The sequence below is a fragment of the Polynucleobacter corsicus genome (assembly GCF_018688255.1).
GTDB classification, from domain to species: Bacteria; Pseudomonadota; Gammaproteobacteria; order Burkholderiales; family Burkholderiaceae; genus Polynucleobacter; species Polynucleobacter corsicus.
Map to the genome: position 1 here is coordinate 805,283 of NZ_CP061314.1, position 25,801 is coordinate 831,083.

General features: G+C 46.5%; 23 protein-coding genes. 19 read left to right on the forward strand and 4 right to left on the reverse strand.

The features are described 5' to 3' along the window. Window positions 1–20 precede the first annotated feature (20 nt). The 16 genes from nuoE to C2747_RS04270 all read left to right on the forward strand — a co-directional run bounded on the left by nuoE (window position 21) and on the right by C2747_RS04270 (window position 16,070). Entirely contained in the window at window positions 21–527 is a 507-nt protein-coding gene (gene nuoE, locus C2747_RS04195; protein ID WP_215332671.1) for an NADH-quinone oxidoreductase subunit NuoE, read from the forward strand. Beyond that, a complete protein-coding gene (nuoF, locus tag C2747_RS04200; protein WP_215332673.1) occupies window positions 524–1,822 on the forward strand; it encodes an NADH-quinone oxidoreductase subunit NuoF in 1,299 nt (432 codons plus the stop codon). The genes nuoE and nuoF overlap by 4 nt, the downstream gene beginning before the upstream one ends. 31 nt (window positions 1,823–1,853) lie before the next feature. Then, window positions 1,854–4,169: an NADH-quinone oxidoreductase subunit NuoG gene (nuoG, locus tag C2747_RS04205; RefSeq protein ID WP_215332675.1), complete on the forward strand. Its 2,316-nt coding sequence runs from the start codon at window positions 1,854–1,856 to the stop codon at window positions 4,167–4,169. An 8-nt stretch (window positions 4,170–4,177) separates the two neighbouring features. After that, window positions 4,178–5,251, forward strand: a complete 1,074-nt coding sequence (gene nuoH / locus C2747_RS04210; RefSeq protein WP_215332677.1) for an NADH-quinone oxidoreductase subunit NuoH — start codon at window positions 4,178–4,180, stop codon at window positions 5,249–5,251. Window positions 5,252–5,262: 11 nt separating this feature from the next. Further along, window positions 5,263–5,754: an NADH-quinone oxidoreductase subunit NuoI gene (gene nuoI / locus C2747_RS04215; RefSeq protein WP_215306593.1), complete on the forward strand. Its 492-nt coding sequence runs from the start codon at window positions 5,263–5,265 to the stop codon at window positions 5,752–5,754. Between the two features lie 21 nt (window positions 5,755–5,775). Further along, window positions 5,776–6,423: an NADH-quinone oxidoreductase subunit J gene (locus C2747_RS04220; protein ID WP_215329695.1), complete on the forward strand. Its 648-nt coding sequence runs from the start codon at window positions 5,776–5,778 to the stop codon at window positions 6,421–6,423. Beyond that, the gene (nuoK, locus tag C2747_RS04225) at window positions 6,420–6,728 is read left to right on the forward strand and encodes an NADH-quinone oxidoreductase subunit NuoK (protein ID WP_173960150.1); all 309 of its coding nucleotides are present in this window, start codon (window positions 6,420–6,422) and stop codon (window positions 6,726–6,728) included. The genes C2747_RS04220 and nuoK overlap by 4 nt, the downstream gene beginning before the upstream one ends. Before the next feature lie 2 nt (window positions 6,729–6,730). Next, window positions 6,731–8,791, forward strand: a complete 2,061-nt coding sequence (nuoL, locus tag C2747_RS04230; RefSeq protein ID WP_215332679.1) for an NADH-quinone oxidoreductase subunit L — start codon at window positions 6,731–6,733, stop codon at window positions 8,789–8,791. Between the two features lie 24 nt (window positions 8,792–8,815). Beyond that, complete coding sequence (locus C2747_RS04235; RefSeq protein ID WP_215332681.1) at window positions 8,816–10,282, forward strand: NADH-quinone oxidoreductase subunit M; 1,467 nt, start codon at window positions 8,816–8,818, stop codon at window positions 10,280–10,282. Between the two features lie 10 nt (window positions 10,283–10,292). Next, a complete protein-coding gene (gene nuoN, locus C2747_RS04240) occupies window positions 10,293–11,798 on the forward strand; it encodes an NADH-quinone oxidoreductase subunit NuoN (protein ID WP_215332683.1) in 1,506 nt (501 codons plus the stop codon). Between the two features lie 105 nt (window positions 11,799–11,903). Further along, a complete protein-coding gene (locus C2747_RS04245; RefSeq protein WP_215333068.1) occupies window positions 11,904–12,506 on the forward strand; it encodes an NUDIX domain-containing protein in 603 nt (200 codons plus the stop codon). Between the two features lie 60 nt (window positions 12,507–12,566). Beyond that, window positions 12,567–13,094: a DUF1178 family protein gene (locus C2747_RS04250; protein WP_215332685.1), complete on the forward strand. Its 528-nt coding sequence runs from the start codon at window positions 12,567–12,569 to the stop codon at window positions 13,092–13,094. An 82-nt stretch (window positions 13,095–13,176) separates the two neighbouring features. Beyond that, entirely contained in the window at window positions 13,177–13,929 is a 753-nt protein-coding gene (locus tag C2747_RS04255; RefSeq protein WP_215332687.1) for a transporter substrate-binding domain-containing protein, read from the forward strand. A 44-nt stretch (window positions 13,930–13,973) separates the two neighbouring features. Beyond that, the gene (locus tag C2747_RS04260) at window positions 13,974–14,627 is read left to right on the forward strand and encodes an amino acid ABC transporter permease (protein ID WP_215332689.1); all 654 of its coding nucleotides are present in this window, start codon (window positions 13,974–13,976) and stop codon (window positions 14,625–14,627) included. Window positions 14,628–14,673: 46 nt separating this feature from the next. Further along, complete coding sequence (locus C2747_RS04265) at window positions 14,674–15,405, forward strand: amino acid ABC transporter ATP-binding protein (protein WP_215332691.1); 732 nt, start codon at window positions 14,674–14,676, stop codon at window positions 15,403–15,405. Then, the gene (locus C2747_RS04270; RefSeq protein WP_215332693.1) at window positions 15,405–16,070 is read left to right on the forward strand and encodes an amino acid ABC transporter permease; all 666 of its coding nucleotides are present in this window, start codon (window positions 15,405–15,407) and stop codon (window positions 16,068–16,070) included. The genes C2747_RS04265 and C2747_RS04270 overlap by 1 nt, the downstream gene beginning before the upstream one ends. 76 nt (window positions 16,071–16,146) lie before the next feature. Here the strand turns inward: C2747_RS04270 and C2747_RS04275 are convergent, their stop codons facing one another. After that, complete coding sequence (locus tag C2747_RS04275) at window positions 16,147–17,667, reverse strand: CoA-acylating methylmalonate-semialdehyde dehydrogenase (RefSeq protein ID WP_215332695.1); 1,521 nt, start codon at window positions 17,665–17,667, stop codon at window positions 16,147–16,149. Between the two features lie 151 nt (window positions 17,668–17,818). Between C2747_RS04275 and C2747_RS04280 the strand changes: the two genes are divergently transcribed. Genes C2747_RS04280 through C2747_RS04290 form a run of 3 tightly spaced genes read left to right on the forward strand, consistent with a single transcriptional unit; the run spans window position 17,819 to window position 20,632 of the window. Then, window positions 17,819–18,940 carry an NADH:flavin oxidoreductase/NADH oxidase gene (locus C2747_RS04280; protein WP_215332697.1) on the forward strand — a complete coding sequence of 374 codons (1,122 nt, stop codon included), beginning with the start codon at window positions 17,819–17,821 and terminating at the stop codon, window positions 18,938–18,940. A 43-nt stretch (window positions 18,941–18,983) separates the two neighbouring features. Continuing rightward, window positions 18,984–19,961: a Bug family tripartite tricarboxylate transporter substrate binding protein gene (locus tag C2747_RS04285; RefSeq protein ID WP_215332699.1), complete on the forward strand. Its 978-nt coding sequence runs from the start codon at window positions 18,984–18,986 to the stop codon at window positions 19,959–19,961. 11 nt (window positions 19,962–19,972) lie between these two features. Then, on the forward strand, window positions 19,973–20,632 hold the full coding sequence (locus tag C2747_RS04290) for a SprT family zinc-dependent metalloprotease (protein WP_215332701.1): 660 nt from the start codon (window positions 19,973–19,975) through the stop codon (window positions 20,630–20,632). A gap of 12 nt (window positions 20,633–20,644) precedes the next feature. Here the strand turns inward: C2747_RS04290 and dnaQ are convergent, their stop codons facing one another. The 3 genes from dnaQ to C2747_RS04305 are packed head-to-tail and all read right to left on the reverse strand — an operon-like array spanning window position 20,645 to window position 25,763. Next, window positions 20,645–21,355 carry a DNA polymerase III subunit epsilon gene (dnaQ, locus tag C2747_RS04295; protein ID WP_215332703.1) on the reverse strand — a complete coding sequence of 237 codons (711 nt, stop codon included), beginning with the start codon at window positions 21,353–21,355 and terminating at the stop codon, window positions 20,645–20,647. Then, the gene (locus C2747_RS04300; RefSeq protein WP_215332705.1) at window positions 21,355–24,453 is read right to left on the reverse strand and encodes an efflux RND transporter permease subunit; all 3,099 of its coding nucleotides are present in this window, start codon (window positions 24,451–24,453) and stop codon (window positions 21,355–21,357) included. Before C2747_RS04300 ends, dnaQ begins: the two co-directional genes overlap by 1 nt. Beyond that, window positions 24,450–25,763, reverse strand: coding sequence for an efflux RND transporter periplasmic adaptor subunit (locus C2747_RS04305; RefSeq protein WP_215332707.1), 1,314 nt, complete (start codon window positions 25,761–25,763; stop codon window positions 24,450–24,452). Before C2747_RS04305 ends, C2747_RS04300 begins: the two co-directional genes overlap by 4 nt. Window positions 25,764–25,801: the final 38 nt, after the last annotated feature.

The window sequence follows — 25,801 nt, forward strand, 5'->3', positions numbered from 1 at the left end:
AGCGTGCCAAGGATGAATTTATGACAACAACCCTTCAACTATCAGACAAAACGCTCGCAGATATTGCGCGCAATGTTGCGAAATACCCTTCAGAGCAAAAACAATCTGCTGTCATGGCCGCCTTGATTGCTGCCCAAACTGAATTAGGTTGGGTTTCTCCTGAGGTGATTGAAACTGTTGCCCAAATTTTAGAAATGCCAACCATTGCAGTGGATGAGGTGGCTACTTTTTACAATATGTACGACACCAAGAAAATTGGTAAGTACAAGTTGGTGATCTGCACAAACCTACCTTGCCAGCTAATGCATGGTGAGACCGCAGCAAGCTATTTAAAAGAAACACTTGGTATTGGCTACAACGAGACTACGTCTTGCGGTACCTTCACTTTAAAAGAGGGTGAGTGCATGGGTGCTTGCGGTGATTCTCCGGTTCTGCTGGTGAATAACAAACGCATGTGTAGCCATATGAGTAATGAAAAGATTGATGCCTTATTAAGTGAACTCCGTGCAGAAGGAAAAGCAGCATGACCAGCTTGCACGATAGACACATTAAGCCTTTGATTCTGGCGGGATTGAATGGCGAGAACTGGCGTTTAAAAGATTACGAAAGCCGAGGCGGTTATCAACAGCTGCGTCGCATCATTAATGACAAGGTTGCACCAGACGCCATCATTGCAGAATTAAAAGCATCATCATTACGTGGTCGTGGAGGCGCAGGCTTCCCAACGGGATTGAAGTGGAGCTTTATGCCCCGTCAGTTCCCTGGCCAAAAATATTTAGTTTGTAATAGTGACGAAGGTGAGCCAGGTACATTTAAAGACCGCGACATCATGCGTTACAACCCGCATGCCTTGATTGAGGGCATGATTATCGGTGCCTACACTATGGGCATCTCTGTGGGCTACAACTATATCCACGGTGAAATTTGGGAAGTCTATTCCCGCTTTGAAGAGGCTCTTGAGGAGGCTCGTGCTGCCGGATATCTCGGTGACAAGATTATGGGAGGTGATTTCAACTTCCAATTGCATGCTTCTCCAGGTTGGGGTGCCTATATCTGCGGTGAAGAAACTGCACTCTTAGAGTCATTGGAAGGTAAGAAGGGTCAGCCACGCTTTAAGCCTCCTTTTCCTGCCAGCTTTGGTTTGTATGGCAAGCCTACTACGATCAACAATACGGAAACATTTGCTGCTGTGCCATTCATTATGGCAATCGGTGGTCCAGCGTATTTAGAGCTAGGCAAGCCAAACAACGGCGGTACGAAGATATTCTCTATTTCTGGCGATGTTACCTATCCAGGTAATTATGAGATTCCATTAGGCACACCATTTGCTGAGTTACTAAAGCTCGCCGGTGGCATGCGTGATGGCATTCCATTGAAGGCTGTCATTCCTGGTGGTTCATCGGCCCCAGTTATTCCGGGTGCAGAGATGATGACGCTCACCATGGATTACGACAGCATTGCAAAAGCAGGCTCCATGTTGGGATCTGGCGCAGTCATCGTCATGAATGAAACACGCTGTATGGTTCGCGCCTTAGAGCGCCTGTCTTACTTCTATCACGAAGAGTCTTGTGGTCAGTGCACCCCATGTCGTGAAGGTACGGGCTGGTTATGGCGCATTGTGAGTCGTATTGAGCGCGGCGAGGGTCGCCCTGAAGACTTAGATTTATTAAATGATGTAGCAGCCAATATTCAAGGTCGTACGATTTGCGCCTTGGGTGATGCAGCTGCTATGCCGGTTCGTGGCATGTTGAAGCATTACATGGATGAATTTGTGTATCACGTAGAACATAAGCGCTGCTTAGATTCTGTTAAACCTTTATAAGACATTGAGCACGGGACATCTTAAAGTGAGCATGGTTGAAATCGAATTAGATGGTAAGTTGGTAGAGGTTCCGCAAGGTTCGATGGTGATGCACGCCGCGAATAAGCTTGATACGTACATTCCGCACTTTTGCTATCACAAGAAATTATCTATTGCTGCTAACTGCCGTATGTGCCTGGTAGAAGTAGAGAAAGCACCAAAACCACTGCCAGCTTGCGCAACACCAGTGACGCAAGGCATGAAGGTGTTTACGCATTCCGCTAAAGCAGTTGAAGCGCAGCGCTCAGTGATGGAGTTCCTGCTCATCAACCATCCTTTAGATTGTCCAATTTGCGATCAAGGTGGTGAGTGCCAGTTACAAGATTTAGCGGTTGGTTACGGTAAGTCGAATTCACGCTACGAAGAAGAGAAGCGGGTTGTATTTCATAAGAATGTAGGACCTCTCATCTCCATGCAAGAGATGACCCGTTGCATTCACTGCACCCGCTGCGTACGCTTTGGCCAAGAAGTGGCTGGCGTAATGGAGTTGGGTATGGTCAACCGCGGCGAGCATTCTGAAATTACTACTTTTGCTGGCCAAACCATTGATTCAGAGTTATCTGGAAATATGATTGATATTTGCCCGGTAGGCGCCTTAACAAGCAAGCCATTTCGCTATGCAGCGCGTACTTGGGAATTAGGCCGCAAGCGTTCAGTAAGTCCGCATGACAGCTTAGGTGCGAACACTACCATTCAAACAAAAGCTAACAAAGTCATGCGTGTCGTTGCTCTTGAGAATGATGCAATTAACGAATGCTGGATTAGCGATCGTGATCGTTTTGCATACGAAGGTTTAAATAGCGCAGATCGCATAACAACACCGATGGTGAAGCAGGGTGGTCAGTGGCTAGAGACTGATTGGCAATCCGCAATGGATTACGTTGCTCACTCACTAAAAACCATTTCTGCTGAGAGTGGTCCCCAAGCAGTTGCTGCCTTAGCGCATCCAATCTCTAGCACTGAAGAGTTACACCTTCTCCAGAAGATGATTCGTGGTTTAGGTTCTAATCAAGTCGAGACTCGCTTACGTCAAACTGACGTCAAGGGTTCTGCCTCTGCCCCATGGTTGGGTATGCCGATTAGCAAATTAAGTGAGTTAGATCGTGTTTTAGTCATCGGTAGCTTCTTGCGTAAGGAGCAGCCTTTGATTGCTGCACGTTTACGTACTGCAGCTAAACGTAGTTTGCAGGTTTTACGCATTGATGCTGGTGGTGATGATTGGTTAATTCCTGCTACTGGTATTGCTGCAGCTCCAAGCGCGTGGGTTGATACATTAAGTGAGGTTGCATTGGCGGTAGCTAAAGCGAAATCTGCTACCGCCCCAGCTGGCACACCTAACCTACCTGTGTCAGCTGTTGCGCAAAAGATTGCGGATAGCTTGCTTTCTGGTGCCTCTACTTCAGTATTGCTGGGCTCTGCAGCAATCGCACATCCACAAGCATCTGATTTACATGTGCTGGCGCAATTCATTGCTGAGCAAACTGGCGCAACTTTAGGTTTCTTGCCGGTTGGCGGTAACGCTGTTGGTGCTAGTTTGGTAAACGCCAACGGCGCTGGCATTGAATCGGTCTTGTCTGGTGAGCGTCGTGCTGTGATCTTGATGAATATCGAGCCAGATGCCGACTTACCAAATCCTGCGCAAGCACGTGCTGCACTAGCTAAGGCCAATACGGTGATTGCTCTCAGTGCTTATAAGAGCGCTGATCTTCTTGAAGTAGCTGATGTGATTTTGCCGATCTCTACATTCACAGAAACGGTGTCTACTTTTGTTAATGCAGAAGCTCGTGCTCAAACCATCCAGCCCGCTGTAAAACCTTTGGGCGATTCTCGTCCAGCATGGAAGGTTCTGCGGGTTCTTGGTGGCTTACTGAATTTAGATAGCTTTCTCTACAACATGCCTGAAGAGGTATTGGGTGAAGCGCTTGGTGAAAATTACTGCACTAAGTTGTCAAATCAATCTACAGCTACTGGCTTATCTAATGGCAATGCAACGCCATCAGCAGGTTTAGAGCGCCTATCTGACGTGGGTATTTATGCCGGCGATCAAATCGTACGTCGTGCATCTGCATTGCAGTTAACTCGCGATGCAAAGCGTGGCAATCAAGTTGGCTTGGGTGAAGACCTCTTTAGCGATTTAGGATTGAAAGAGGGCGATGCTGTGCGAGTGACTCAAGGCGGTCAATCTGTAGATCTGTCAGTGACATTGGAAGCAAATTTAGCCCAGGGCGCTGTCAGAATCTCCGCAGGTACTATGGCTAGCGCTCAACTGGGGCCGATGTTTGGTCCCGTAACTGTTAGCAAGGCATAAGGGACGAGATGGATAATTTCTTGAACCTCGTTACCACCCAAGGCGAAGCTATCTTTGGTTCGCTGTGGCCGCTCGTGTGGGCATTGGTGCGCATCGTCATCATCGTATTGCCGATGTTTGCTGCGGTTGCTTATATGACTCTGTGGGAGCGTAAGCTGATTGGTTGGATGCATATCCGCCTTGGACCAAACCGTGTCGGTCCTTTGGGATTGCTACAACCGATTGCCGATGCCTTGAAGTTGTTGATGAAGGAGATCATTTCTCCTACGCAAGCAAGTAAGGTTCTGTATTTCATTGCACCGGTGATGGTGATCATGCCGGCGTTTGCTGCTTGGGCTGTGATTCCTTTCCAGGCCAAAATGGTCTTGGCTGATGTTAATGCTGGATTGCTATATGTAATGGCAATTTCATCTATTGGTGTTTATGGCGTGATCTTGGCTGGTTGGTCATCTAACTCCAAGTATCCATTCCTTGGCGCCATGCGCGCTTCAGCTCAAATGATTTCTTATGAAATCGCCATGGGTTTTGCATTGGTTACCGTGTTGCTAACCTCAGGTTCTTTGAATCTGAGTGAGATTGTCGCTTCTCAGGAGCAGGGCTATTTCGCTAATATTGGTTTGAACTTCCTCTCTTGGAACTGGTTGCCATTGCTGCCCATGTTCGTGATTTACTTTATCTCTGGCGTTGCTGAAACTAACCGCCATCCATTTGATGTGGTTGAGGGTGAGTCTGAGATTGTTGCGGGTCACATGGTTGAGTACTCCGGCATGGCATTTGCAATGTTCTTCTTGGCTGAATACGCCAATATGATCTTGATCGCCGCTTTAGCATCCACTCTGTTCTTGGGCGGTTGGTTGCCAATTTTGGATTTACCAATCCTGCGCGATATCCCCGGTTTCTTCTGGCTGTTTGCCAAAACCTTCTTCCTCTTGTCTTGCGTCATTTGGTTGCGCGCTACATTGCCACGCTATCGCTATGACCAGATTATGCGTTTAGGTTGGAAGGTCTTTATTCCCATCTCCGTATTCTGGGTCGTTGTCGTTGGCGCATGGGTTGTATCTCCATTGAATATTTGGAAATAAGTTGATCAATCATGTTTAAGAAAATTTCCCAATTCCTCGATAGCTTGATGTTGAAAGATATTTTGGTCGGTATGTCGATTACCGGTCGTTATCTCTTCAAGCCAAAAATTACCATTCAATACCCTGAAGAGAAGACGCCTCAGTCTGTTCGTTTCCGCGGTTTACACGCTTTGCGCCGTTATGAGAATGGTGAAGAGCGTTGTATTGGTTGCAAACTGTGTGAAGCAGTTTGCCCAGCTTACGCAATCACGATTGAAACTGCTGAGCGTGATGACGGCACGCGTCGTACCAGCCGTTACGACATCGATTTAACCAAGTGTATTTTCTGCGGCTTCTGTGAAGAAGCCTGTCCAGTTGACGCTATTGTTGAAACCAATATTTTTGAGTATTTCGGCGAGAAACGCGGTGACTTGTATTTCACCAAAGACATGCTCTTGGCAGTAGGTGATAAGTACGAAAAAGATATTGCCGCTAACCGCGCAGCTGATGCGCCTTATCGTTAATCGAATCAAGCACAAGAACATATGACATTCGATACCTCTACATTATTTGCAGCATTCTTTTATGCTTTCGCTGGCCTTTTAGTGCTTTCAGCATTGCGCGTGATCACTGCGCGCAATCCAGTACACGCCGCACTCTTTTTAGTGCTCGCTTTCTTCTGCGCTTCTGGCCTGTGGATGCTACTCAAAGCAGAGTTCCTCAGCTTGGCCTTAATTCTGGTTTACGTTGGCGCTGTGATGGTGCTTTTCCTGTTCGTGGTCATGATGCTGGACCTTGATATTGAGCATTTGCGTCGCGATTTCAAGAAATTCCTTCCAGTAGCTTTCTTGATGGGTGCAGTCATCGTATTGGAGCTGTCTATCGTCTTGATTCGCAGCTTTATCGGTACCAGCACTCCCGTGCAGCCTATGCTTGAAGAAATGGCTACCAGTAATACACAAGCTTTAGGTATGTTGATCTTCGTTGACTATGTGTATGCCTTCGAGGTTGCTGGCGTCATCCTGTTAGTGGCCATCATTGCCGCTGTCGCATTGACCTTGCGTAATCGCAAGGATTCGAAAGCCCAAAATATTCATGAGCAAGTGAATGTGAATTCTGCTGATCGCATGCGTATCGTCAAGATGGATTCTGATATGGCTGCAAAGCAAGATACCCGCGGGGAGAAGAAATGACTATTACCCTGGCTCACTATTTGGTGCTCGGTGCAATCTTATTTGCGACTAGCGTGATTGGTATTTTCTTAAACCGCAAGAACATCATCGTGCTTTTAATGGCAATTGAATTGATGCTCCTCTCGGTAAACATGAACTTTATAGCCTTCTCTCATTATTTGGGGGATATGGCTGGTCAAGTATTCGTATTCTTCATTTTGACTGTGGCTGCTGCTGAGGCGGCAATCGGCTTGGCAATTTTGGTTGTTCTCTTCCGTAAGGTTGACACCATCAATGCTGAAGACCTTGATCACCTAAAAGGCTAGTCATGCAATTGACCTTAACTCTCCCCGTTCTCTGCGCAATTCCGCTGGCGCCATTATTTGGCTCAGTTATTGCGGGGTTCCTTGGCACCAAATTAGGTGGCAACCGTATCGGTAATGGTGCTTGCCAGTTCGTCACTATTCTTGGTGTGATGCTTGCTTTCGTTCTGTCTTGTTTTGTACTTGTACAGGTCATGGATGGTTTCTATTTCAATGGCACTGTGTATCGCTGGATGCAATTGGGTGAGCTCAATCTGGACATTGGCTTCTTGATTGATCCGCTGACTGCCACCATGATGTGCGTCGTGACCTTTGTCTCTTTAATGGTTCATATCTACACCATCGGCTATATGAAAGGCGAGGAAGGCTATAACCGCTTCTTCTCTTACATCTCACTCTTTACCTTTGCCATGTTGATGCTGGTCATGAGTAATAACCTCTTGCAACTCTTTTTCGGTTGGGAAGCGGTCGGTGTGGTTTCTTATTTGTTGATTGGCTTTTACTATGAGCGCCAATCCGCTGTATTTGCGAACATGAAAGCCTTCTTGGTTAACCGTGTTGGTGACTTTGGTTTCATTCTCGGTATTGGCTTGCTGCTAGCCAGCACTGGTTCCATGAACTACGACGTGATCTTTGCCCAGAACACAGCTTTGGCTGCACAAACATTGCCAGGCACGAGCTGGAATTTAGTCACCGTAGCTTGCATCTGCCTCTTTATCGGCGCGATGGGTAAATCAGCTCAATTTCCATTGCATGTTTGGTTGCCAGACTCCATGGAAGGCCCAACTCCAATTTCTGCATTGATTCACGCTGCAACTATGGTGACTGCCGGTATCTTCATGGTGTCACGCATGTCGCCTCTATTTGAGCTATCTGATGCAGCATTGAGCTTCATCTTGGTGATTGGCTCCATTACCGCGCTATTTATGGGTTTCTTGGGCATTGTCCAGACCGATATCAAGAGAGTGGTTGCTTATTCCACTCTCTCTCAGTTGGGATATATGACTGTCGCCTTGGGGGTTTCTGCTTATCCAATCGCCATCTTCCATTTGATGACACATGCATTCTTTAAAGCACTTCTGTTCCTTGCTGCGGGTAGCGTGATTTTAGGTATGCATCACGAGCAAGATATGCGCAAGATGGGTGGTCTGTGGAAGTACATGCCAATCACTTGCCTCATGATGTTGTTGGGTAACTTGGCATTAGTCGGCACGCCGTTCTTCTCAGGCTTTTATTCAAAAGACTCCATTATTGAAGCGGTAGCGGCTAGCCATATTCCTGGCTCTGGTTTTGCCTACTTCGCAGTGATGGCTAGCGTCTTTGTAACGGCCCTGTACTCATTCCGCTTGTACTTCTATGTGTTCCACGGTAAAGCCCGTTGGGGTCATGCAGATGCTCACGCGCATGATCACCATCATGATCATGCAGAGCAGGGGGATGATCATGCTCACCATGGTTTAGCTCCTGGTCAAAAACCACATGAGTCACCTTTTGTTGTTACTTTGCCGCTGATCTTGCTAGCGATTCCATCAGTCATTATTGGTTACTACACAGTTACGCCTTTGTTGTTTGGCACTTTCTTTGGTGATTCCATCTTCGTGGATATTGGCAAGCATCCTGCTATGAAAGAGCTCGCTGAAGAGTTCCATGGCCCAATCGCCATGGCAATACATTCATTCACTTCACCAGTATTGTTATTGGTTGTTCTAGGCGTATTGACTGCAGCGATCGCTTACCTTTGGGCTCCGAAGTTACCTGGTGTAGTAGCTCAAGCATTTGCGCCTATCAAGAGGTTGATGGATAACAAATACTATCTCGATGATCTAAACCAAGCGGTATTCGCTAAAGGTTTGTTATGGATCGGTGGTATTTTGTGGCATCGCGGTGATCAACAGGCTATCGACGGCTTCTTGGTTAACGGTAGTGCGCATGCAGTAGGGCGCTTTTCCACAGTGATTCGCCATTTGCAATCCGGTTATCTCTATCACTATGCTTTCGCAATGATTGCGGGCTTGGCGGTATTGTTGGCTTGGGTTTTATACGCTTACCTGCCTTTTGTTCGCTAGGCCTTTGTTACTTAAGTAGCCATCATGATTCTTTCTTACGCCATCTGGATTCCGATTTTCTTCGGCATCATTATTTTGTTCTACGGTTCAGAGAGGCCTACAGCCGGTGTTCGCTGGTTAGCCCTTTTCGGTTCCGTATTGGGCTTTATTGCAACGCTGCCATTAATTATTCATTTCGATATCGCCAATCCAGGTATGCAATTTGTTGAGAAGATGAGTTGGATTCCGCGTTACGACATTAACTACCACTTAGGTATCGATGGCATATCGGCCTGGTTTATTGTTTTGACAGCATTCATCAACATTTTTGTGGTGATTGCTGCCTGGGAAGTGATTGATAAGAAGGTTTCGCAATACATGGCTTCTTTCTTAATCCTTTCTGGATTAATGATCGGCGTATTCGCAGCCCTAGATGCTCTATTGTTCTATGTATTTTTTGAGGCAACCCTAATCCCGATGTATATCATCATCGGTGTGTGGGGCGGTCATAACCGTATCTACGCGGCATTTAAGTTCTTCTTGTATACCTTGCTTGGCTCATTGCTAACTTTGATTGCCATGCTGTACTTGTATAACGCAACTAATACCTTTGATATTTTGGCTTGGCATAACGCACGTCTAGACATCGTTGAGCAAATCCTCTTGTTTTTTGCCCTCTTTATGGCATTCGCTGTGAAGGTGCCGATGTGGCCTTTGCATACCTGGTTGCCAGATGTTCACGTTGAAGCGCCAACTGGCGGATCTGTAGTGTTGGCTGCGATCATGTTGAAACTCGGAGCTTATGGCTTCTTGCGTTTCTCATTACCAATTGCTCCAGACGCAAGTCAGTATCTCGGACCATTCATCATCTTCTTATCCTTAGTGGCTGTGATCTACGTAGGTGCAGTAGCGCTGGTTCAGAAAGATATGAAAAAGCTGGTGGCCTACTCGTCAGTAGCGCACATGGGTTTTGTGACTCTTGGCTTCTTCCTCTTCAGTCCGCTAGGTATTGAGGGCGGTATTGTGCAGATGATCTCTCATGGCTTTGTTGCTGGCGCCATGTTCCTTTCGATTGGTGTGTTGTACGACCGCATGCATACCCGCCAAATTGCAGATTACGGCGGAGTTGTGCACCGTATGCCTGCTTTCACAGCGTTTGCAGTGTTGATGGCTATGGCGAACTGTGGTCTACCTGCTACCTCTGGATTCGTGGGTGAGTTCATGGTGATTCTGGCTGCCGTGGACTATGACTTTGTGATTGGTATCTTAGCCGCGACTGCTTTAATTCTGAGCGCTGCTTATTCCTTGTGGATGGTCAAGCGCGTATTCTTCGGTGCGATTACTAATAAGCATGTTGAGGAATTAAAAGACCTCAATGCACGCGAGTATTTCATGATGGCGGCGCTTTCCATCTGTGTGATCGGTATGGGTGTTTATCCAAAACCGTTTACTGACATCATTCATCCAGCCGTGATTAATCTGCTACAGCATGTCGCTGTCAGCAAACTCTGAGTAAAAGCTAATGCAAGCATTCGACCTATACGCCGTCCTGCCGGAACTCGTTTTACTGGTAGTCACCTGCTTTTTGCTGGTGGCGAGTGTTTATGTACCTGAGCGTCAGCCAGCTACTCCTGGAGTAGAGCAGGATATATTCCACACACCACGTGGTGTTGGTTTTGTTTACTTTTTCACCATCATCTTGTTGGTCTATTTGATCTTTGCATTTGTAGGTCGTATGGGCGATGTATCCATCGTGGCCATGAATGGCTTATTTCAGTCAGACCCCATCTCAAACCTATTAAAGGCTTGTTCATGCGGCGCTGTATTGGTGAGCTTGGTGTATTCAAAGCAGTATCTGACTGATCGTGCATTGTTCCGTCCTGACTTCATCGTCTTGGTTTTGCTAGCCCTATTGGGTCAGTGCGTATTAATCTCTGGTGCAAACCTGCTCACGCTCTATTTAGGTTTGGAGTTGATGGCTTTGCCAACCTATGCATTGGTTGCGATGCGTCACAGCAGCGAGAAGAGTGTTGAAGCCGGTATCAAATACTTCATATTGGGCGCTTTGGCGTCTGGTTTCTTGCTCTACGGTATGTCTATGCTGTATGGCGTAACTGGCTCACTTGATCTGATTGAAATCTTCCGTACTGTTGCTGATCCTCGTGTGAATCATTTAGTGATGGCCTTCGGCTTAGTATTTATTGTTTCTGGCTTAGCTTTTAAGTTAGGGGTTGTGCCGTTTCATATGTGGGTGCCTGATGTATACCAAGGCGCTCCAACGGCAGTGACTTTAATGATTGCAGCTGCACCTAAGTTGGCTGCTTTTGCTCTACTATTCAGACTTTTGGTAAATACATTGTTGCCGCTGATGGGTGATTGGCAGCCCATGCTGGTGATCCTTGCCGTTTTATCTTTAGTGGTAGGAAACGTCACTGCTATTGCGCAAACCAATATCAAGCGAATGCTGGCTTATTCTGCGATTGCGCAAATGGGTTTTGTGTTGCTGGGCATGTTATCCGTATTTGATGATCATGCATTTAGTGCATCGATGTTCTATGCCATTGCCTATGTATTAACTACGCTAGGCAGCTTTGGCCTCTTGATGATGTTGTCACGCAAGGGTCATGATTGCGAAACTATTGATGACCTCAAGGGTTTAAATAAGCGCCATCCCTGGTTTGCATTCATTGGCTTGGTTATGATGTTCTCCTTGGCCGGTATTCCGCCAACAGTGGGCTTTGCGGCCAAGCTTGGCGTACTTGAAGCGCTGGTTGATGGTGAGCATACCTTCTTAGCAATTATTGCCGTAATGGCTTCTTTGATCGGCGCCTTCTACTACCTGCGAGTGGTTAAGGTGATGTACTTTGATGAGCCAAAAGAAGAGTATGCTGCTGAGATTTCTGGATCTGGCTTTGCTCGTGGACTGCTGAGTCTGAATGCGATCTTTGTTCTGGCTTTAGGGATCTTCCCAGCTGGGCTAATGGCTGTTTGCTTGAATGCCATGCGCCGTACCTTATTAGGCTCATAGTCGAAATCACCATCTAGCTAGTGATTTAGGCTCCTCATGGGAGCCTTTTTCTTTGATGTCACCTGGATTTTGTATGATGGATGTTCAAATAATGAAAAACGCACCATGACTGAAAAATCATTTAAAGACCTGCCAATCGGTGATGCCCATTTGAGGGAAGAGCGCTTGTCTGGTGAGGATATTTATGGCGGCATCTTTTTGAATATGAAGCGCGATCAAGTGAGTCTGCCAGATGGTAATCAGGCCGTACGTGAATATCTGACGCACCCTGGCGCAGTCGCTATTTTGGCGATCTTAGATGATGGCAGGGTATTGATGGAGCGCCAATATCGCTACCCCATTGCCAAGGCCTGTATTGAGATTCCTGCGGGCAAGCTGGAAATTGGTGAAGATCGATTGCTTTGTGCCAAGCGAGAGCTTGAGGAAGAGACAGGCTACTCTGCAAGTAAATGGAGTTTTATACGCCGTATTCATCCGGTGATCTCTTACTCGACGGAGTTTATTGATATCTATCTTGCTGAAGATTTAGTCTCCGGCAAAAGCCACTTAGACGATGAAGAGTTTTTGGATGTCTTTGCCGCCCCTCTAGAGCAATTATTGGAGTGGGTGGAGCAGGGTGAGATTACCGACGTGAAAACGACCATTGCGACCTATTGGCTGGATCGCTATCGTCGTGGTTTAGTAAGCCCTGAGCCAATTTCGGGGTAATTTAACTATCCTTTAAAATAAGGCTATTGAATTTAGTATTTTTGCCCCTATATAAGTCTTATGAAAGTTTATAACCTCGCTTGCCCACTGTCTCATCGCTTTGAGGGATGGTTTGCCTCTGAAGAGGATTGCCTTGCTCAGCAAGATAAGGGAATGCTGGCGTGCCCTATTTGCGATAGCACTGAGATCACTCGTATGCCATCGGCTCCCCATATTGCCAAATCAGGATCTAATAAAGATATCCCGACTTCAACTGAACTGACTGTCGCTAGTTCAGCCGCAACAGATTCTACTGGTGTCAGTGGCTCATTAAGTGGTGATGTTGTTGCTTTGACTGGAAGCGACCATTCCCAGTTAGAGGCACAGGTACAGGCAGCCTTTTTAAAGGGCATGCGTGATTTAATGGGTAAATCCGAAGATGTAGGAAACTCTTTTGCAGAAGAGGCGAGAAAGATTCATTACAAAGAGTCACCCGAGCGCAGTATCCGCGGTCAAACCACTCTAGATGAAGCTGAGGCTTTGCGTGATGAGGGAATTGAGGTCATGGCAATGCCGATGATGCCTGCTTTCAAAAACACTCTGCAGTAGCCAGTACCCTCCTAATTCCCCTATACTTAATGTGTGCCCAGGTTCTGGACACTACCATTCATTAGGATAGGAGAATTACCCCATGAAACGCTTTTTTTTAGCATTGTTTGCAGCTGTTCTAGCGCTCACGATTGTGGCTTGCTCCAAGTCCTCTGATACTAAAGAAATTAAGGTGGCCGTTTCTCCTGCATCTCCCCCTATGTTATTTGATGACAAAGGGCAGATCGTTGGTGTTGATATGGATATTTTCCTGGGCTACTGTCAGTCACGCGGCTGCACTTTAAAAGTCACCCCATATGATTGGGCAGGAATGTTGGGCGCCGTCTCTAGCGGTCAGGCTGATGTAGCTTTCTCAGGAATTTCTATTACTGACAAGCGTAAAGAGGTGATGGATTTCTCTCAGCCTTACTATGACAATGCCTGGCATTTAGTTAGCATGAAGAATAAAAATATTCAGATCACTGATTTGAACCAGCTTAAGAAATACTCCATTGGCTATCCTCGTGGTATGGCTTACGATGACCTGATTAAAAATGAGCTAGAGCCCAAGGGCTACTATTCATTAAGTAAGGTCAAGCTCTATCCCTCCTATGCAGAAGTGATTACCGATCTACAGAATGGTAATTTAGATCTGGCCTTTATTGAGGAACCAGTCTTTCTGAATTACGAAAATAAATTGCAGTTGCCGATTCAGAGTAGCTATGTATTTAAGGGCTTTGATAAGCTAGGCTTTGCTTTTGCTAAGGGCTCTAAGTTGCGCGATGACTTTGATAAGTACCTTAATGAACTTGGCCCAGAAAAAATCAAAGCCATTTTAGATAAGTGGATGAAATAAGCTTTATTTATTAATACCCTAATCCGTAGTCGAAAGCCTGCCCTGTGACCTTTCTGGATATTCTTGCCCAGTTAGCGCAGGGCATTTCTTATACGGTTTTAGTCACTTTCGTTTGCTCTCTCACTGGCTTGGTCGTTGGCTTAACCGTTGCGAGTCTTCGTCGTCTCGATATCCGCTGGCTTACCCCTCTCATTGATTGCTATACCTATGTCTTTAGGGGCGTGCCAGTTTTAGTCCTATTGTTTATGGTCTACTTTGGCCTACCAGGTATCGGCTTTAAGGTTCCACCGTTAATGGCAATGGCGCTTAGTTTAGGCCTAGTAGCATCCGCTTATTTAGCCGAGGTATTTCGGGGGGCATTTAACTCAGTAGATCCTGCTGAAGTGATTGCAGCCCAAGCCATGGGAATGACTCGTACTCAGGTACTGCGATTTATTGAGTTACCCCAGATGTTGCGATTTTCAGTCCCGGGTATGGTTAACGAGTTCACCTCAGTACTGAAATATTCTCCATTTGCCTATACAGTGGGGATTCCGGAGATTACCAAGCAAGCTATGACACTCACTTCAACCACACTCCGTGGCATAGAGGTCTATTTAGCTGTGGGCATTTTATATTTCGTGATTTACCGAATTTGCTTAATCGGCGTTCAACTTCTGAGTAAGCGTTTCCAAATTCCAGGGATGGCTCCAGCATGAGCAACAGTATGAGCACTAGCACCACATTATTTAAAGAGGTAATCCTTTGGCATTAATTCAAGTGAGCGATTTGGTAAAAGAGTTTGATGGGCAAACTGTCTTATCCAACATTAACCTCGATTTAAAAGAGGGCGATGTGCGGGTCTTGATGGGCGCTTCTGGCTCTGGAAAATCTACTTTATTGCGTTGCCTGAATCGCTTGGTTGAGCCCACCTCAGGTTCAATTATTTTCAGAGGCAAGGAAGTATTGGGTCCTAATGTCGATGTGCGGGAATTGCGTAAGCAAATTGGTTTTGTATTTCAGCAGTTCGCTTTGTACAGTCATCTGACCGTATTGGATAACGTATCACTAGGCCTACGCAAGTTACATAAGATGGGTAAAGCAGAGGCAAAAGAAAAAGCGTTATTCGAACTATCCCATTTTGAAATGACACCCCATCAAGATAAATATCCCTCGCAGCTTTCTGGCGGACAGAAGCAGCGGGTGGCTATTGCCCGTGCACTCGCCATGGATCCGGCAGTCTTAGTGCTCGATGAGCCTACCTCAGCACTCGATCCTGTCATGTCTAGAGATGTTGCTGATCTGATCAATCGCTTGCATAGTGAAGGGATCACGATGATCTGCGTGACCCATGACCTGAACTTGGCACGCAATATTGCAGATACCGTGATGTTTTTGGATCGCGGCGTCATTCGGGCTGATGATCGAATCGATGTATTGAGCAAACATTCCGATCCAGATATCAAAGCCTTCTTTGGCGCAGAGGAAAAGCGCTAATGGGAGGATGGCCATCTTTTATACGGGATCTCACGGAGCAGATGCCCTTGATTTTGACGGGGCTAGTGAGGACCTTGCAATTGGCCGGCTTGATTAGCGTTTCAGGATTGCTTTTGGGCATCGTCGTGTTTTATCTCACGCTGAGTAAAAATCAATATGTACGTAGTGCCATTAATTCTTATATCTCCTTTTTTATCGGCATGCCCTTGATTGTTTTATTGTTCCTGATGTATTACGGCTTGCCACAGTGGGGCGTTCGACTTTCTCCATTCACAGTCGCTTTCATTGGCTTTACATTCAACGTAGCAGCTTACAACGCGGCATATCTAAAGACCGCCTTCAATGGTTTGGATAAAAGTCAGTTGGAAGCAGCTAGTGCACAGGGCTTCAGCCCACTGCAGATCTTTCGCTTGATTACCTTGCCGCAGGTGATTCGCCTTTCTATTCCGGCACTTACCAATCAAGTAATTGCCAATCTCAAAGATAGTTCAGTTGCTTTCTTGATTCAGTACACCGAATTCTTTGCTCGGGTACAGGAGTTGGCTGCGACCAACTTCCAATTCTTCAAAGCCTATTTTTTGGCCGCTTTAGTTTATCTGGCTCTGGTGTCAGTGATTGTATTATTCGCTCGCGCCATTGAGAGGCGTTACTTTATTCCTGCTTAGCTTCACCACTGAATCAAGAATGAATGATGAAAAAATAGCGACCCGAGGGTCGCTATTATTATCTGCAGATTAACAGTTATTTCGAAGTCGGCATCACAAACTCTGCACCCTTGGCAATACTCTCAGGCCAGCGCTGCATCACGCTCTTTTGCTTGGTATAGAAGCGAACGCCTTCTTTGCCGTAGGCATGCATATCGCCAAAGAGGGATTTCTTCCAACCACCAAAACCATGCCAAGCCATTGGAACTGGAATAGGTACGTTAATACCAACCATGCCCACTTGTACGCGGCGAGCAAATTCACGAGCAATATTACCGTCGCTTGTAAAGCAGGCTACGCCATTACCAAACTCACAGGAGTTCACTAAATTGAGCGCTTCGGTAAAGTTCGCTACACGCATGCAAGAGAGTACTGGTCCGAAGATTTCTTCTAGATAGATCTTCATCTCGGAGGTAACGTTATCAAACAGTGTGCCGCCGATAAAGAAGCCATTCTCATGCCCTGGCACTTTCAAACCACGACCATCTACTAGTAACTTTGCACCGGAGGCAACGCCGCTATCGATGTAACCAGTAATGCGCTCTAAGGCAGCTTTAGTAACAATAGGGCCCATTTCAGCATCGAGCTCCATACCGTTCTTCACCTTCAGGGTCTTGGTACGCTCGATGAGTTTTGGCATGATTTTCTCGGCAACATCACCCACCAAAACCGCCACTGAGATTGCCATGCAGCGCTCACCAGCAGAGCCATAGGCTGCACCAATCAAAGCGTCAATTGTCTTATCGATATCTGCATCAGGCATCACTACCATGTGATTCTTAGCGCCACCTAAAGCCTGGGAGCGCTTGCCAAAGTGCGCGCAACGCTCATAGATGTAGTTGGCAATCGGGGTAGAGCCTACAAAGCTCACTGCCTTCACATCGGGATTCTCAATCAAGGCATCTACCGCTTCTTTATCGCCTTGCACTACGTTAAATACACCATCAGGCAAACCAGCCTGTGTCAGTAACTTCGCCATGAACAATGAAGCGGATGGATCGGTTGGGCTGGGCTTCAGAATGAAGGTGTTGCCACAGGCAATCGCCACTGGGAACATCCACATTGGTACCATGACGGGGAAGTTAAATGGTGTCACGCCAGCAACCACACCTAAAGGCTGGCGCATGACCCAGTTATCAATATCAGTCGACACTTGCTCGGTGTAATCACCCTTGAGCAGTTCTGGAATACCAGTAGAGAATTCAACAATCTCGATACCGCGAGTCACTTCGCCCTGGGCGTCGGTAAATACTTTGCCGTGTTCAGCGGTAATAATGGCGGCCAACTCATCACGGTTCGCATTGAGTAACTCGAGATACTTAAACATAATGCGCGCACGGCGCAATGGGGAGGTCTGGCTCCAGGTCTTGAATGCTGCCTGTGCATTTGCTACAACCTCATCAACCTCTTTGCGGCTAGCTAGGGCTACGCGTCTTGCAACAGCGCCTGTAGAGGGGTTAAACACATCGGCAAAACGACCATCTTTAGGATTGACGACTTTACCGCCAACGAAATGGCCAATATCTTCTTTTGATGTAAAAGCTTGGGGTGCGCTCATAGTGATTTACTTAATATTCTATTGTCTGGTTTTGGGTTCAATAAAGATGCTTGGGCTAGATTCCGCACAACTCTGTGGTCTCGTTTATTCTACTGAATCTATTTTATCGCTTTAGCTAGTTTTACGCTTTTTTGGCCCTAAAGGTATGCAAATGAGTCTTTTATTCTCCAGTTACGTTCTAAGCTCCCCTAAAGGGCCTCTAACCCTATCAAACCGGGTGGTTGTGGCGCCCATGTGCCAATACTCTGCAGTCAATGGAGAGGCCCAGGATTGGCATCTCATGCACTGGGGTAATCTCCTAAATAGTGGTGCAGGGCTCTTTATCATCGAAGCCACCGGTGTGACCCCTGAGGGTCGCATTACCCCTGTATGCCTGGGCCTGTGGGATGACCGCACAGAAGCGGCCCTGAAAGACAAGCTCACGAGGGCCCGGAGTTTAGCTCCAGCCACTCCTGTATTTATTCAGCTGGCGCATGCTGGTCGTAAAGCCTCCAGTGCTAGCCCTTGGGCTGGCGGTCAATTACTCTCTAAAGAGCAGGGCGGCTGGGATATGGTTGCTCCTTCAGCCATTCCCCAGCTCAAGGATGAGCGTTTGCCACATGAGCTCTCAAAAACAGAGTTGACCGAGCTCATCACGGCATTTGTTATTGCGGCGCAGCGAGCTGAACGGATTGGGATCGATGGCGTTGAGTTGCATGGTGCCCATGGCTATCTCTTGCACCAGTTTTTGTCGCCCATCGCCAATCAACGCACAGATGAATATGGTGGCTCTTATGAGAACCGCATTCGCTTTCCATTGGAATTATTTGCGGCGGTACGAAAAGCCTATCAAGGTGTCTTAGGTATTCGCATTTCTGCAAGTGACTGGATTGAGGGTGGCTGGACGCCTGAAGAGACGGCTGATTTTGCTGCTCGACTGAAGCCCTTGGGATGTGACTTCGTTCATATTTCATCAGGGGGAATTTCTCCATTGCAAAAGATTGCGATTGGACCCAATTACCAAGTGCCATTTGCCAAGATTGTGAAAGACAAGTCTGGCATTCCGACGATGACAGTGGGCTTGATTACCGACCCTAAACAAGCTGAAGATATTTTGCAAAAAGGCGATGCGGATTTAATTGCTCTGGCACGCGCATTTTTATATAAACCCCGTTGGGCTTGGGAGGCTGCCGCAGCCTTAGGTGGCATCGTGCCTTCAAATGAGCGTTACTGGCGCTGCTTACCGCGTGAAGCCCAGGCCATTTTTGGTGATGTCAAAGTAGGGCAGAGATAATTCTTGCCAAACAATAAATGAAACTCAGCTTTTGGAGATCAATATGAAATCAATCAAACTCATTTACCGTTCTTTAGCCATCATCAGTATTACATTGGGCTCCCACTTGGTTCATGCCCAATCATTTCCAGATCGACTCATTACCCTGGTTGTTCCGAACCCGCCCGGAGGCTTGGTAGATACTTCGGCGCGTTTATTGAGTGAGCCTCTAACTCGGGTGATTGGTCAGCCCGTGATTGTGGATAACAAGCCAGGCGCTAGCGGAAATACGGCCTATCAATATGTTGCTAAGGCCAAGCCCGATGGATATACCTTGCTGATTTCTTATTCTGGATATCACGTTGGCAACCCTTCCTTGATGGACAAATTACCTTGGGACCCAATTAAGGATTTTTCTCCAGTTGGACTCCTGACAGTTTCTACCAATGTGATTGCAGTGCATCCTTCAGTGCCTGTAAATAATCTAAAAGAATTGATTGCCTACGCTAAAACCAATCCTGGAAAGCTCAATTACGCCTCGCAGGGTAATGGTTCGGTGTCTCATATTGGTACTGAAATCTTTAAGCAAAATACGGGTGTAGATATCGTTCACGTACCGTACAAGGGTTCTGGTCCAGCAATTCAGGACGTATTGGCAGGTCAGGTGCAAGTATTTATTACGACACCCCCTTCGGTGATGCAACACGTACAAAGTGGAAAGCTGAAAGGCTTGGCTGTGACGGGTAAAAGTCGTCACCCTGGTATGCCCAATGTGCCTACGACTGCCGAAGCAGGCTTGCCTACATTTCAATTGGAATCTTGGGTAGCTTTATATGCGCCAGCGGGCACGCCAGCACCAGTCATTACTAAGCTGACCGAGTCTGTTAAGAAAAGCCTCACCCTGCCTGAAGTGAAAGAACGTTCAGAGGCAGCTGGTGTTGAGTTGCGTTACTTAACGCCTCCACAGATGGATGCCTTACTGAAAAAAGAATTGCCTTATTGGGATAAGGCAATCAAATCCGCCAATATCAAGCTTGATTAAGTGATCGACAAATGAAGCAACACTCCGTAAGAGAATCTTGGTTAGAAGATGCTGTAAGACATTTGGAGCCGGTATTCTCAAAGGCGGGATATGCCATACCCCCAGTGAGAGTGTCTTGTGGCTTCCCAGCCTCTAGTAGTCCCAGAACAACCTTGGGACAATGCTGGCCTCGTGAGCGCTCTGGTGGGGGAGTTAACGAAATCTTTATTTCACCAAAGTTAGATGATCCCGTTCAGTTATTAGACACTTTGGTACATGAGCTATGCCATGCCGTGGATGATTGCTTTAGCGGTCATGGCGAGGACTTCAAAGGCATTGCTCAGACTGTAGGTTTAGAAGGTCCCGCCAGAATGGCTCACGCAACCGAAGAGTTGATGGTGCGCCTCATGATGATCAGCCAAGAGCTTGGGCCATATCCACATCAGGCAATTGTTTTCCCGCCCCCAAGACCGAGCAATGCGAGTCGCAATAAAGCCAAATGTAGCCAGTGTGGATACGAGGTAACACTATTAAAGAAGTGGGCTACTTATGGCGCCCCCATTTGCCCTAAAGACAATATCCGAATGCAAGAAGCGCTGATCGAGACGATCGAAAATACGACTGAGCACGATACAGAAGCAGTTACAGGATCTAAACCTAAGAAGGATGAAATCCGCCGCGCTATCAGCTAATCAAAATATTGATTAGCTAGCGAGAGCAGAAGGGCTCCAAACAGGATCCTTCTTGCTTGCCTTGGCTATTTCAGCCAAGATCTTTTCATGAAGCTGGCAATCTTCCTCGCTTGCCGCCATGATTTTGAGATTGGTGGGCAAAGCTTTGGCTTGTCCTGAGGCATCAGTACCAACGGTGTAATCAATCAGATCAATCGACAAGTCTTCTTGCCCACGCGTCATGGCTACATAGACTTCAGCCAGTAATTGGGCATCCAATAAAGCGCCGTGCAAAGTTCGATGTTGATTGCTAATCGCAAAGCGTTCGCAGAGGGCATCAAGCGAGTTACGCTTGCCCGGAAACATTTGGCGAGCATCAAGTAGGGTGTCGGTAATTTTGGAGGCAAGACCCCTAAAAGCTGGGCGCTTGAGCAAAGCAAATTCGTTATCGAGGAAGCCTAAGTCAAACGCCGCATTATGAATAACTACTTCAGCGCCATCAACAAACTCAATCAACTCTTCCACAATATTGGAGAACACGGGTTTGTCGGACAGGAACTCACGAGAGAGTCCATGAACTGCAAAAGCGCCAGCATCGATATCGCGTTCAGGATTAATGTAGTAATGGAAGGTGCGATCAGTTAAGCGACGGCCCACCATCTCAACGCAACCAATTTCAATAATGCGATCGCCTGTAGCGGGATTTAAGCCAGTTGTTTCGGTATCGAGAATAACTTGACGCATCAGGTGCCCTCTAAGACAGATGGAGGTATTTCAAGGGGCCCGTTACCCGCGTACTTATCTAGATACAGATAGATTACGGGGGTAATAATGAGCGTAACAAATTGCGAGAAGATTAAGCCGCCTGCTACGCTGATTCCTAATGGTTGGCGCAGCTCCGCTCCGGCACCAAGGCCAAGCGCGATAGGTAAGGCGCCCATGAGCGCTGCAACAGTAGTCATCATGATGGGACGAAAGCGCAAGATACAGGCTTCACGAATCGCTTTTTCGGGAGTCATACCTTGATTACGCTGCGCATCTAGTGCAAAGTCAATCATCAAAATTGCATTTTTCTTCACAATACCAATGAGCAGCAAGATGCCGATCGAAGCAACAACGGTGAGCTCAAATCCGAAGATGCGCAAGGACAAAATTGCACCAATCGCTGCAGAGGGCAGGCCAGCCAAAATGGTGAGAGGGTGGATATAGCTCTCGTACAGAACGCCAAGCAAGATATAAATAACGCCTAGTGCAGCCAACAGCAAAATGACCTGACCCGATTGATTGTCTTTAAATACGGCTGCATCACCACCATAACTCGTGATGATGGAGGGTGGTAAATCCACTGCCTTAACAAAGCCATCTATTGCTTTTGTTGCATCCCCCAAGAAAACATCTGGAGCGAGGTTAAAAGAAATCGTTACCGCTGGAATTTGACCTTGGTGGTTTACTGCAGTGGGTCCCACAGTTCTGACAAAGCTCGCCAAACTGGATAGCGGAATCAATTTATCTGTCGCTCTACCCCGAACGAAGACCTTGTTTAAGTCTGTCTCAAATTGACGATCATTCTCTGCTGTTTCCAAGATCACATAATAGGTATTGACAGGGGTATAAATGGTGGATACCTGCCTTTCACCGAAGGAAGAGTAGAGGGCAGTACGAATATCGGCAATGGATACTCCTGCGCTGGCAGCTTTTTCCCGATCAATTTCAATTTTGACATTCAAACCTTTTAACTGCGAGTCGCTAGTGACATCCTTAAAAATGGGATCAGCGCGCATTTTTTGCAATAATTTCTCGGCCCATTCATTGACGCCTTCAAAGCCAACGCTTTGCAGGGTAAATTGATAGCGACTTTTACTGCTTCGACCACCTAGCTGTAAATTTTGTACTGGGCTCATGTAGACCTGAATACCAGGAATTTCTTTAAACTTAGATCTAAGACCCTCCATGACCTTGCTCATTTTTTGGCGTTCATCCTTGGGCTTCAGAATGATGAAGAATCTTCCGGTATTGCGACCTGAACTTTGACCACCGCCAAGAATAGAGATTGAGGTTGCCACATTGGGATCGCTATCAACCACTTTCGCAGCCTGATCTTGCAAAGCCATCATTGTGCTAAAGGAAGTGTCTTCAGATGCTTCAACAGTCACGCGTAACTGGCCAATGTCCTCTTCCGGAAAGAATCCTTTTGGACTGTAGACAAAGAGAGCAATCGTGATGACAAAGCTGGCCAATGCCCCAAATAACACTCTTCTTCTATTGGCTAAGGCTAAATCTAAAAAGTGGACATACTTTTTTAAAGTCCACTCATATGCGCGATCGAACTGCTTTGTGATTTCATATTCTTTTGGATGCTTACCAGGTTTAGGCAAAAAGCGGCTGCATAACATTGGTACTACCGTTAATGAGACAACGGCCGATACTAGGATTGATAGCGTCACTACAACGGCAAATTCTCTAAAGAGAAGACCAATTGGGCCGGCCATGAAAAATAGCGGAATAAATACTGCAACCAGAGACAAGGAGATTGAGATGATCGTGAAGCCAACCTCTTTACTGCCTTTTAAAGCAGCTTTTAAGGGATCCATACCTTCTTCAACATACCGCATGATGTTTTCTAATACTACGATTGCATCATCTACCACTAAGCCAACAGCAAGGGTAATGCCCAGCAAGGAAATGTTATTCAGGCTGTAGCCTAAAAAGTAGAAAACAAAGAATGCACCGATCAGAGAAATCGGTAAGCTAATGGATGGAATAACTGTTGCAGACAAATGCTTTAGAAATAGGAAGATTACCAAGACAACGAGTGCGATAGTGAGAAGCAGGGTGAGATTCACATCATGAATCGACTCAATAATCGAAAGCGATCGGTCATTGATCAGTGTTAACTGAATAGACTCTGGCATTTGCGCTTGTAGAGAAGGTAACAGTTTTTTAATGGAGTCAACAACTTCAACCGTATTAGCATTTGGTTGGCGAAGTACAGCAATCGCTATTGAGCGCTCACCTTTTGCCGACGCAAAGGTCTTGACGTCCTCAAAGCTCTCTTGTACATCAGCAACATCTTTGAGATAGACTGGATATCCATTACGCTGGGCAACGATCAGGTTGCCAAATTCTTCAGCTGATACTAGTTGTGGATTAGCATAAATGGTGATCAGCTGGCGGGGGCCATCAAGGGTTCCAATCGGGCTATTAGTATTAGCTTTGTTGACTGCAGCTGCCACCTCATCCATGGTGATATTGCGATTTCCCAAAGCATCTGGTTTCACGCTTACTCTGACTGCATAACGCTTTGCTCCATAAACTGCTACTTGTGAAACCCCAGAAATAGTGGATAAGTTTGGAGACAATAGATTCTCTGCATAAGCATTCATTTCAGAGAGGCTGATTGACGGGGAGCTCATGCGCACAATTAATACGGGTGTATCGGCAGGATTAATCTTTCGATACGAAGGCGGTACCGTCATTTCAATTGGCAAACGGCGTTGGGCCCGTAAGAGGGCTGCCTGAACATCTACGGCCGCTTTATCAATATCGCGATCGCTTGTAAATTCAAGGGTGACACTTGTAGAACCAAGTGAGTTGGTGGAGCTGATGACTTTGATGCCATCAATCGTTGAAAATTCTTTTTCAAGTGGCAGTGCAACAGCCGAGGCCATAATTTCAGGTGATGCACCAGGTAAGCTGGCTGATACAGAAATCACTGGCGTATTGAAACTAGGAAGAGCGGCTACTGGAATCTTAGTATAGGCAACAGTTCCAGCAATGACAGTTGCAATTGACAGCAATATCGTCATTACGGGACGTCTAATGCATAGCTCGGAAAGCGTCATTTTGGCTCAGCAGTAGTAGTTTTATCAGCGGGGGACTTCTCTGATTTAGCAGCTTTTGCCTCACGCACTTTACTGCCGGTGCGTAAATTCTGCTTGCCCTCAACCACAATGCGATCGCCAGAATTAATTCCAGTAATGACTGAGGTGCCCATGTACTCATAGGGTACTTTCACCGGCTTTGCGGTGACTTTATCATCCTTATCAACTACATATACTAGACGCCCAGTAGGGCCGATGACAATGGCTTGAGTAGGAACGGCAATCACGTCTTTTAAGTTGCTGGCATTGAGCGAAACGCGTGCAAATTGCCCGGGAAGTATTTCCAACTTATCGTTCGGAATTTGTGCCTTAACACGAACTGCGGCAATCAAGGGGTCAACTTGGTTATCGATCACCAGAACTTGACCTTCATAAGTATTTTTTCCGGTATCACCAATAGTCACTTTTACTTTTAAAGGCGCATCATCTTTTTTATTTTCTAGGATGATGGGAATATCTTTTTCCGGAATGACAAACTGAACATTAATCGGGTTAAGTTGTGTGATTGTGACCATCGAACCTACGCTTGAGGTAGCAGTAGAGTTTGTTGAAGTTGTTACGACATTACTTGCTTGCACTAGGGAGCCGGGGAAGACGTTGATGATGCCTGCTCTTCCGTTAATCGGTGAGCGAATTGAGTCAAAGGAGAGTTGTACCTCGGCAGACCTAGCGGCTGCCTGAGCAGACTTTGCATTGGCAAGGGAGGTTTCTAGACCAGCCTTGGAGATAAAGTTTTTTTCTACCAGCTCCTTAGCGCGTAAATATTGTTTTTGCGCGTCATCCGCTAATGCCTTTAACTTCTCATAGTTAGCGCGGTCGTTGCGATCATCAAGGGTAAAGAGGAGTTCACCTTCTTTGACTTCTTGCCCATCCTTCACGTGAATGGTTTTCACTGTATTCGTAATCATTGGGCGAATATCGACGATGCTATTGGAGATGATCGTACCGGTAGCTTCAATAATGAGAGGTACATCTTTTTTCTCTGCTACTACGCTAGTAATGACTTGAGGACCTCCCGCCTTTTTTCCTGCAGGAAAAAAATAGTCGTAGGTTTTAGACCCAGCATACAAAATGATCAGCACAAGCAAAATGCGCCATTTGTATTTCAGGGTAAATGCTTTAACGGTTGTGAAGTCTAATTTTTTGAGCTTATCTAGTTGTAGGTATGGAGAAGTTTTTTTCCACAGTGCACAGAGGCGGCCCAGCACCCAGTTTTTGAGCTTTGGCAACGAAGCGATCGCTTTATCAAGGGCTAATTCAATTTTTGACACAGTCTCGGTATTTTTCTTTGTTTTATATCGGTTAGGTA

What these genes read in the sequence shown, in the direction of transcription:
- nuoH (WP_215332677.1), top strand. Translation starts at nt 4,178, where the DNA reads ATGGATAATTTCTTGAACCTCGTTACCACCCAAGGCGAAGCTATCTTT.
- dnaQ (WP_215332703.1), bottom strand. Translation starts at nt 21,355, where the DNA reads ATGCGTCAAGTTATTCTCGATACCGAAACAACTGGCTTAAATCCCGCT.
- C2747_RS04255 (WP_215332687.1), top strand. Translation starts at nt 13,177, where the DNA reads ATGAAACGCTTTTTTTTAGCATTGTTTGCAGCTGTTCTAGCGCTCACG.
- C2747_RS04220 (WP_215329695.1), top strand. Translation starts at nt 5,776, where the DNA reads ATGACATTCGATACCTCTACATTATTTGCAGCATTCTTTTATGCTTTC.
- nuoE (WP_215332671.1), top strand. Translation starts at nt 21, where the DNA reads ATGACAACAACCCTTCAACTATCAGACAAAACGCTCGCAGATATTGCG.
- C2747_RS04285 (WP_215332699.1), top strand. Translation starts at nt 18,984, where the DNA reads ATGAAATCAATCAAACTCATTTACCGTTCTTTAGCCATCATCAGTATT.
- C2747_RS04300 (WP_215332705.1), bottom strand. Translation starts at nt 24,453, where the DNA reads ATGACGCTTTCCGAGCTATGCATTAGACGTCCCGTAATGACGATATTG.
- nuoI (WP_215306593.1), top strand. Translation starts at nt 5,263, where the DNA reads ATGTTTAAGAAAATTTCCCAATTCCTCGATAGCTTGATGTTGAAAGAT.
- nuoN (WP_215332683.1), top strand. Translation starts at nt 10,293, where the DNA reads ATGCAAGCATTCGACCTATACGCCGTCCTGCCGGAACTCGTTTTACTG.
- nuoG (WP_215332675.1), top strand. Translation starts at nt 1,854, where the DNA reads ATGGTTGAAATCGAATTAGATGGTAAGTTGGTAGAGGTTCCGCAAGGT.
- C2747_RS04235 (WP_215332681.1), top strand. Translation starts at nt 8,816, where the DNA reads ATGATTCTTTCTTACGCCATCTGGATTCCGATTTTCTTCGGCATCATT.
- C2747_RS04245 (WP_215333068.1), top strand. Translation starts at nt 11,904, where the DNA reads ATGACTGAAAAATCATTTAAAGACCTGCCAATCGGTGATGCCCATTTG.
- C2747_RS04275 (WP_215332695.1), bottom strand. Translation starts at nt 17,667, where the DNA reads ATGAGCGCACCCCAAGCTTTTACATCAAAAGAAGATATTGGCCATTTC.
- nuoK (WP_173960150.1), top strand. Translation starts at nt 6,420, where the DNA reads ATGACTATTACCCTGGCTCACTATTTGGTGCTCGGTGCAATCTTATTT.
- nuoF (WP_215332673.1), top strand. Translation starts at nt 524, where the DNA reads ATGACCAGCTTGCACGATAGACACATTAAGCCTTTGATTCTGGCGGGA.
- nuoL (WP_215332679.1), top strand. Translation starts at nt 6,731, where the DNA reads ATGCAATTGACCTTAACTCTCCCCGTTCTCTGCGCAATTCCGCTGGCG.
- C2747_RS04280 (WP_215332697.1), top strand. Translation starts at nt 17,819, where the DNA reads ATGAGTCTTTTATTCTCCAGTTACGTTCTAAGCTCCCCTAAAGGGCCT.
- C2747_RS04250 (WP_215332685.1), top strand. Translation starts at nt 12,567, where the DNA reads ATGAAAGTTTATAACCTCGCTTGCCCACTGTCTCATCGCTTTGAGGGA.
- C2747_RS04270 (WP_215332693.1), top strand. Translation starts at nt 15,405, where the DNA reads ATGGGAGGATGGCCATCTTTTATACGGGATCTCACGGAGCAGATGCCC.
- C2747_RS04290 (WP_215332701.1), top strand. Translation starts at nt 19,973, where the DNA reads ATGAAGCAACACTCCGTAAGAGAATCTTGGTTAGAAGATGCTGTAAGA.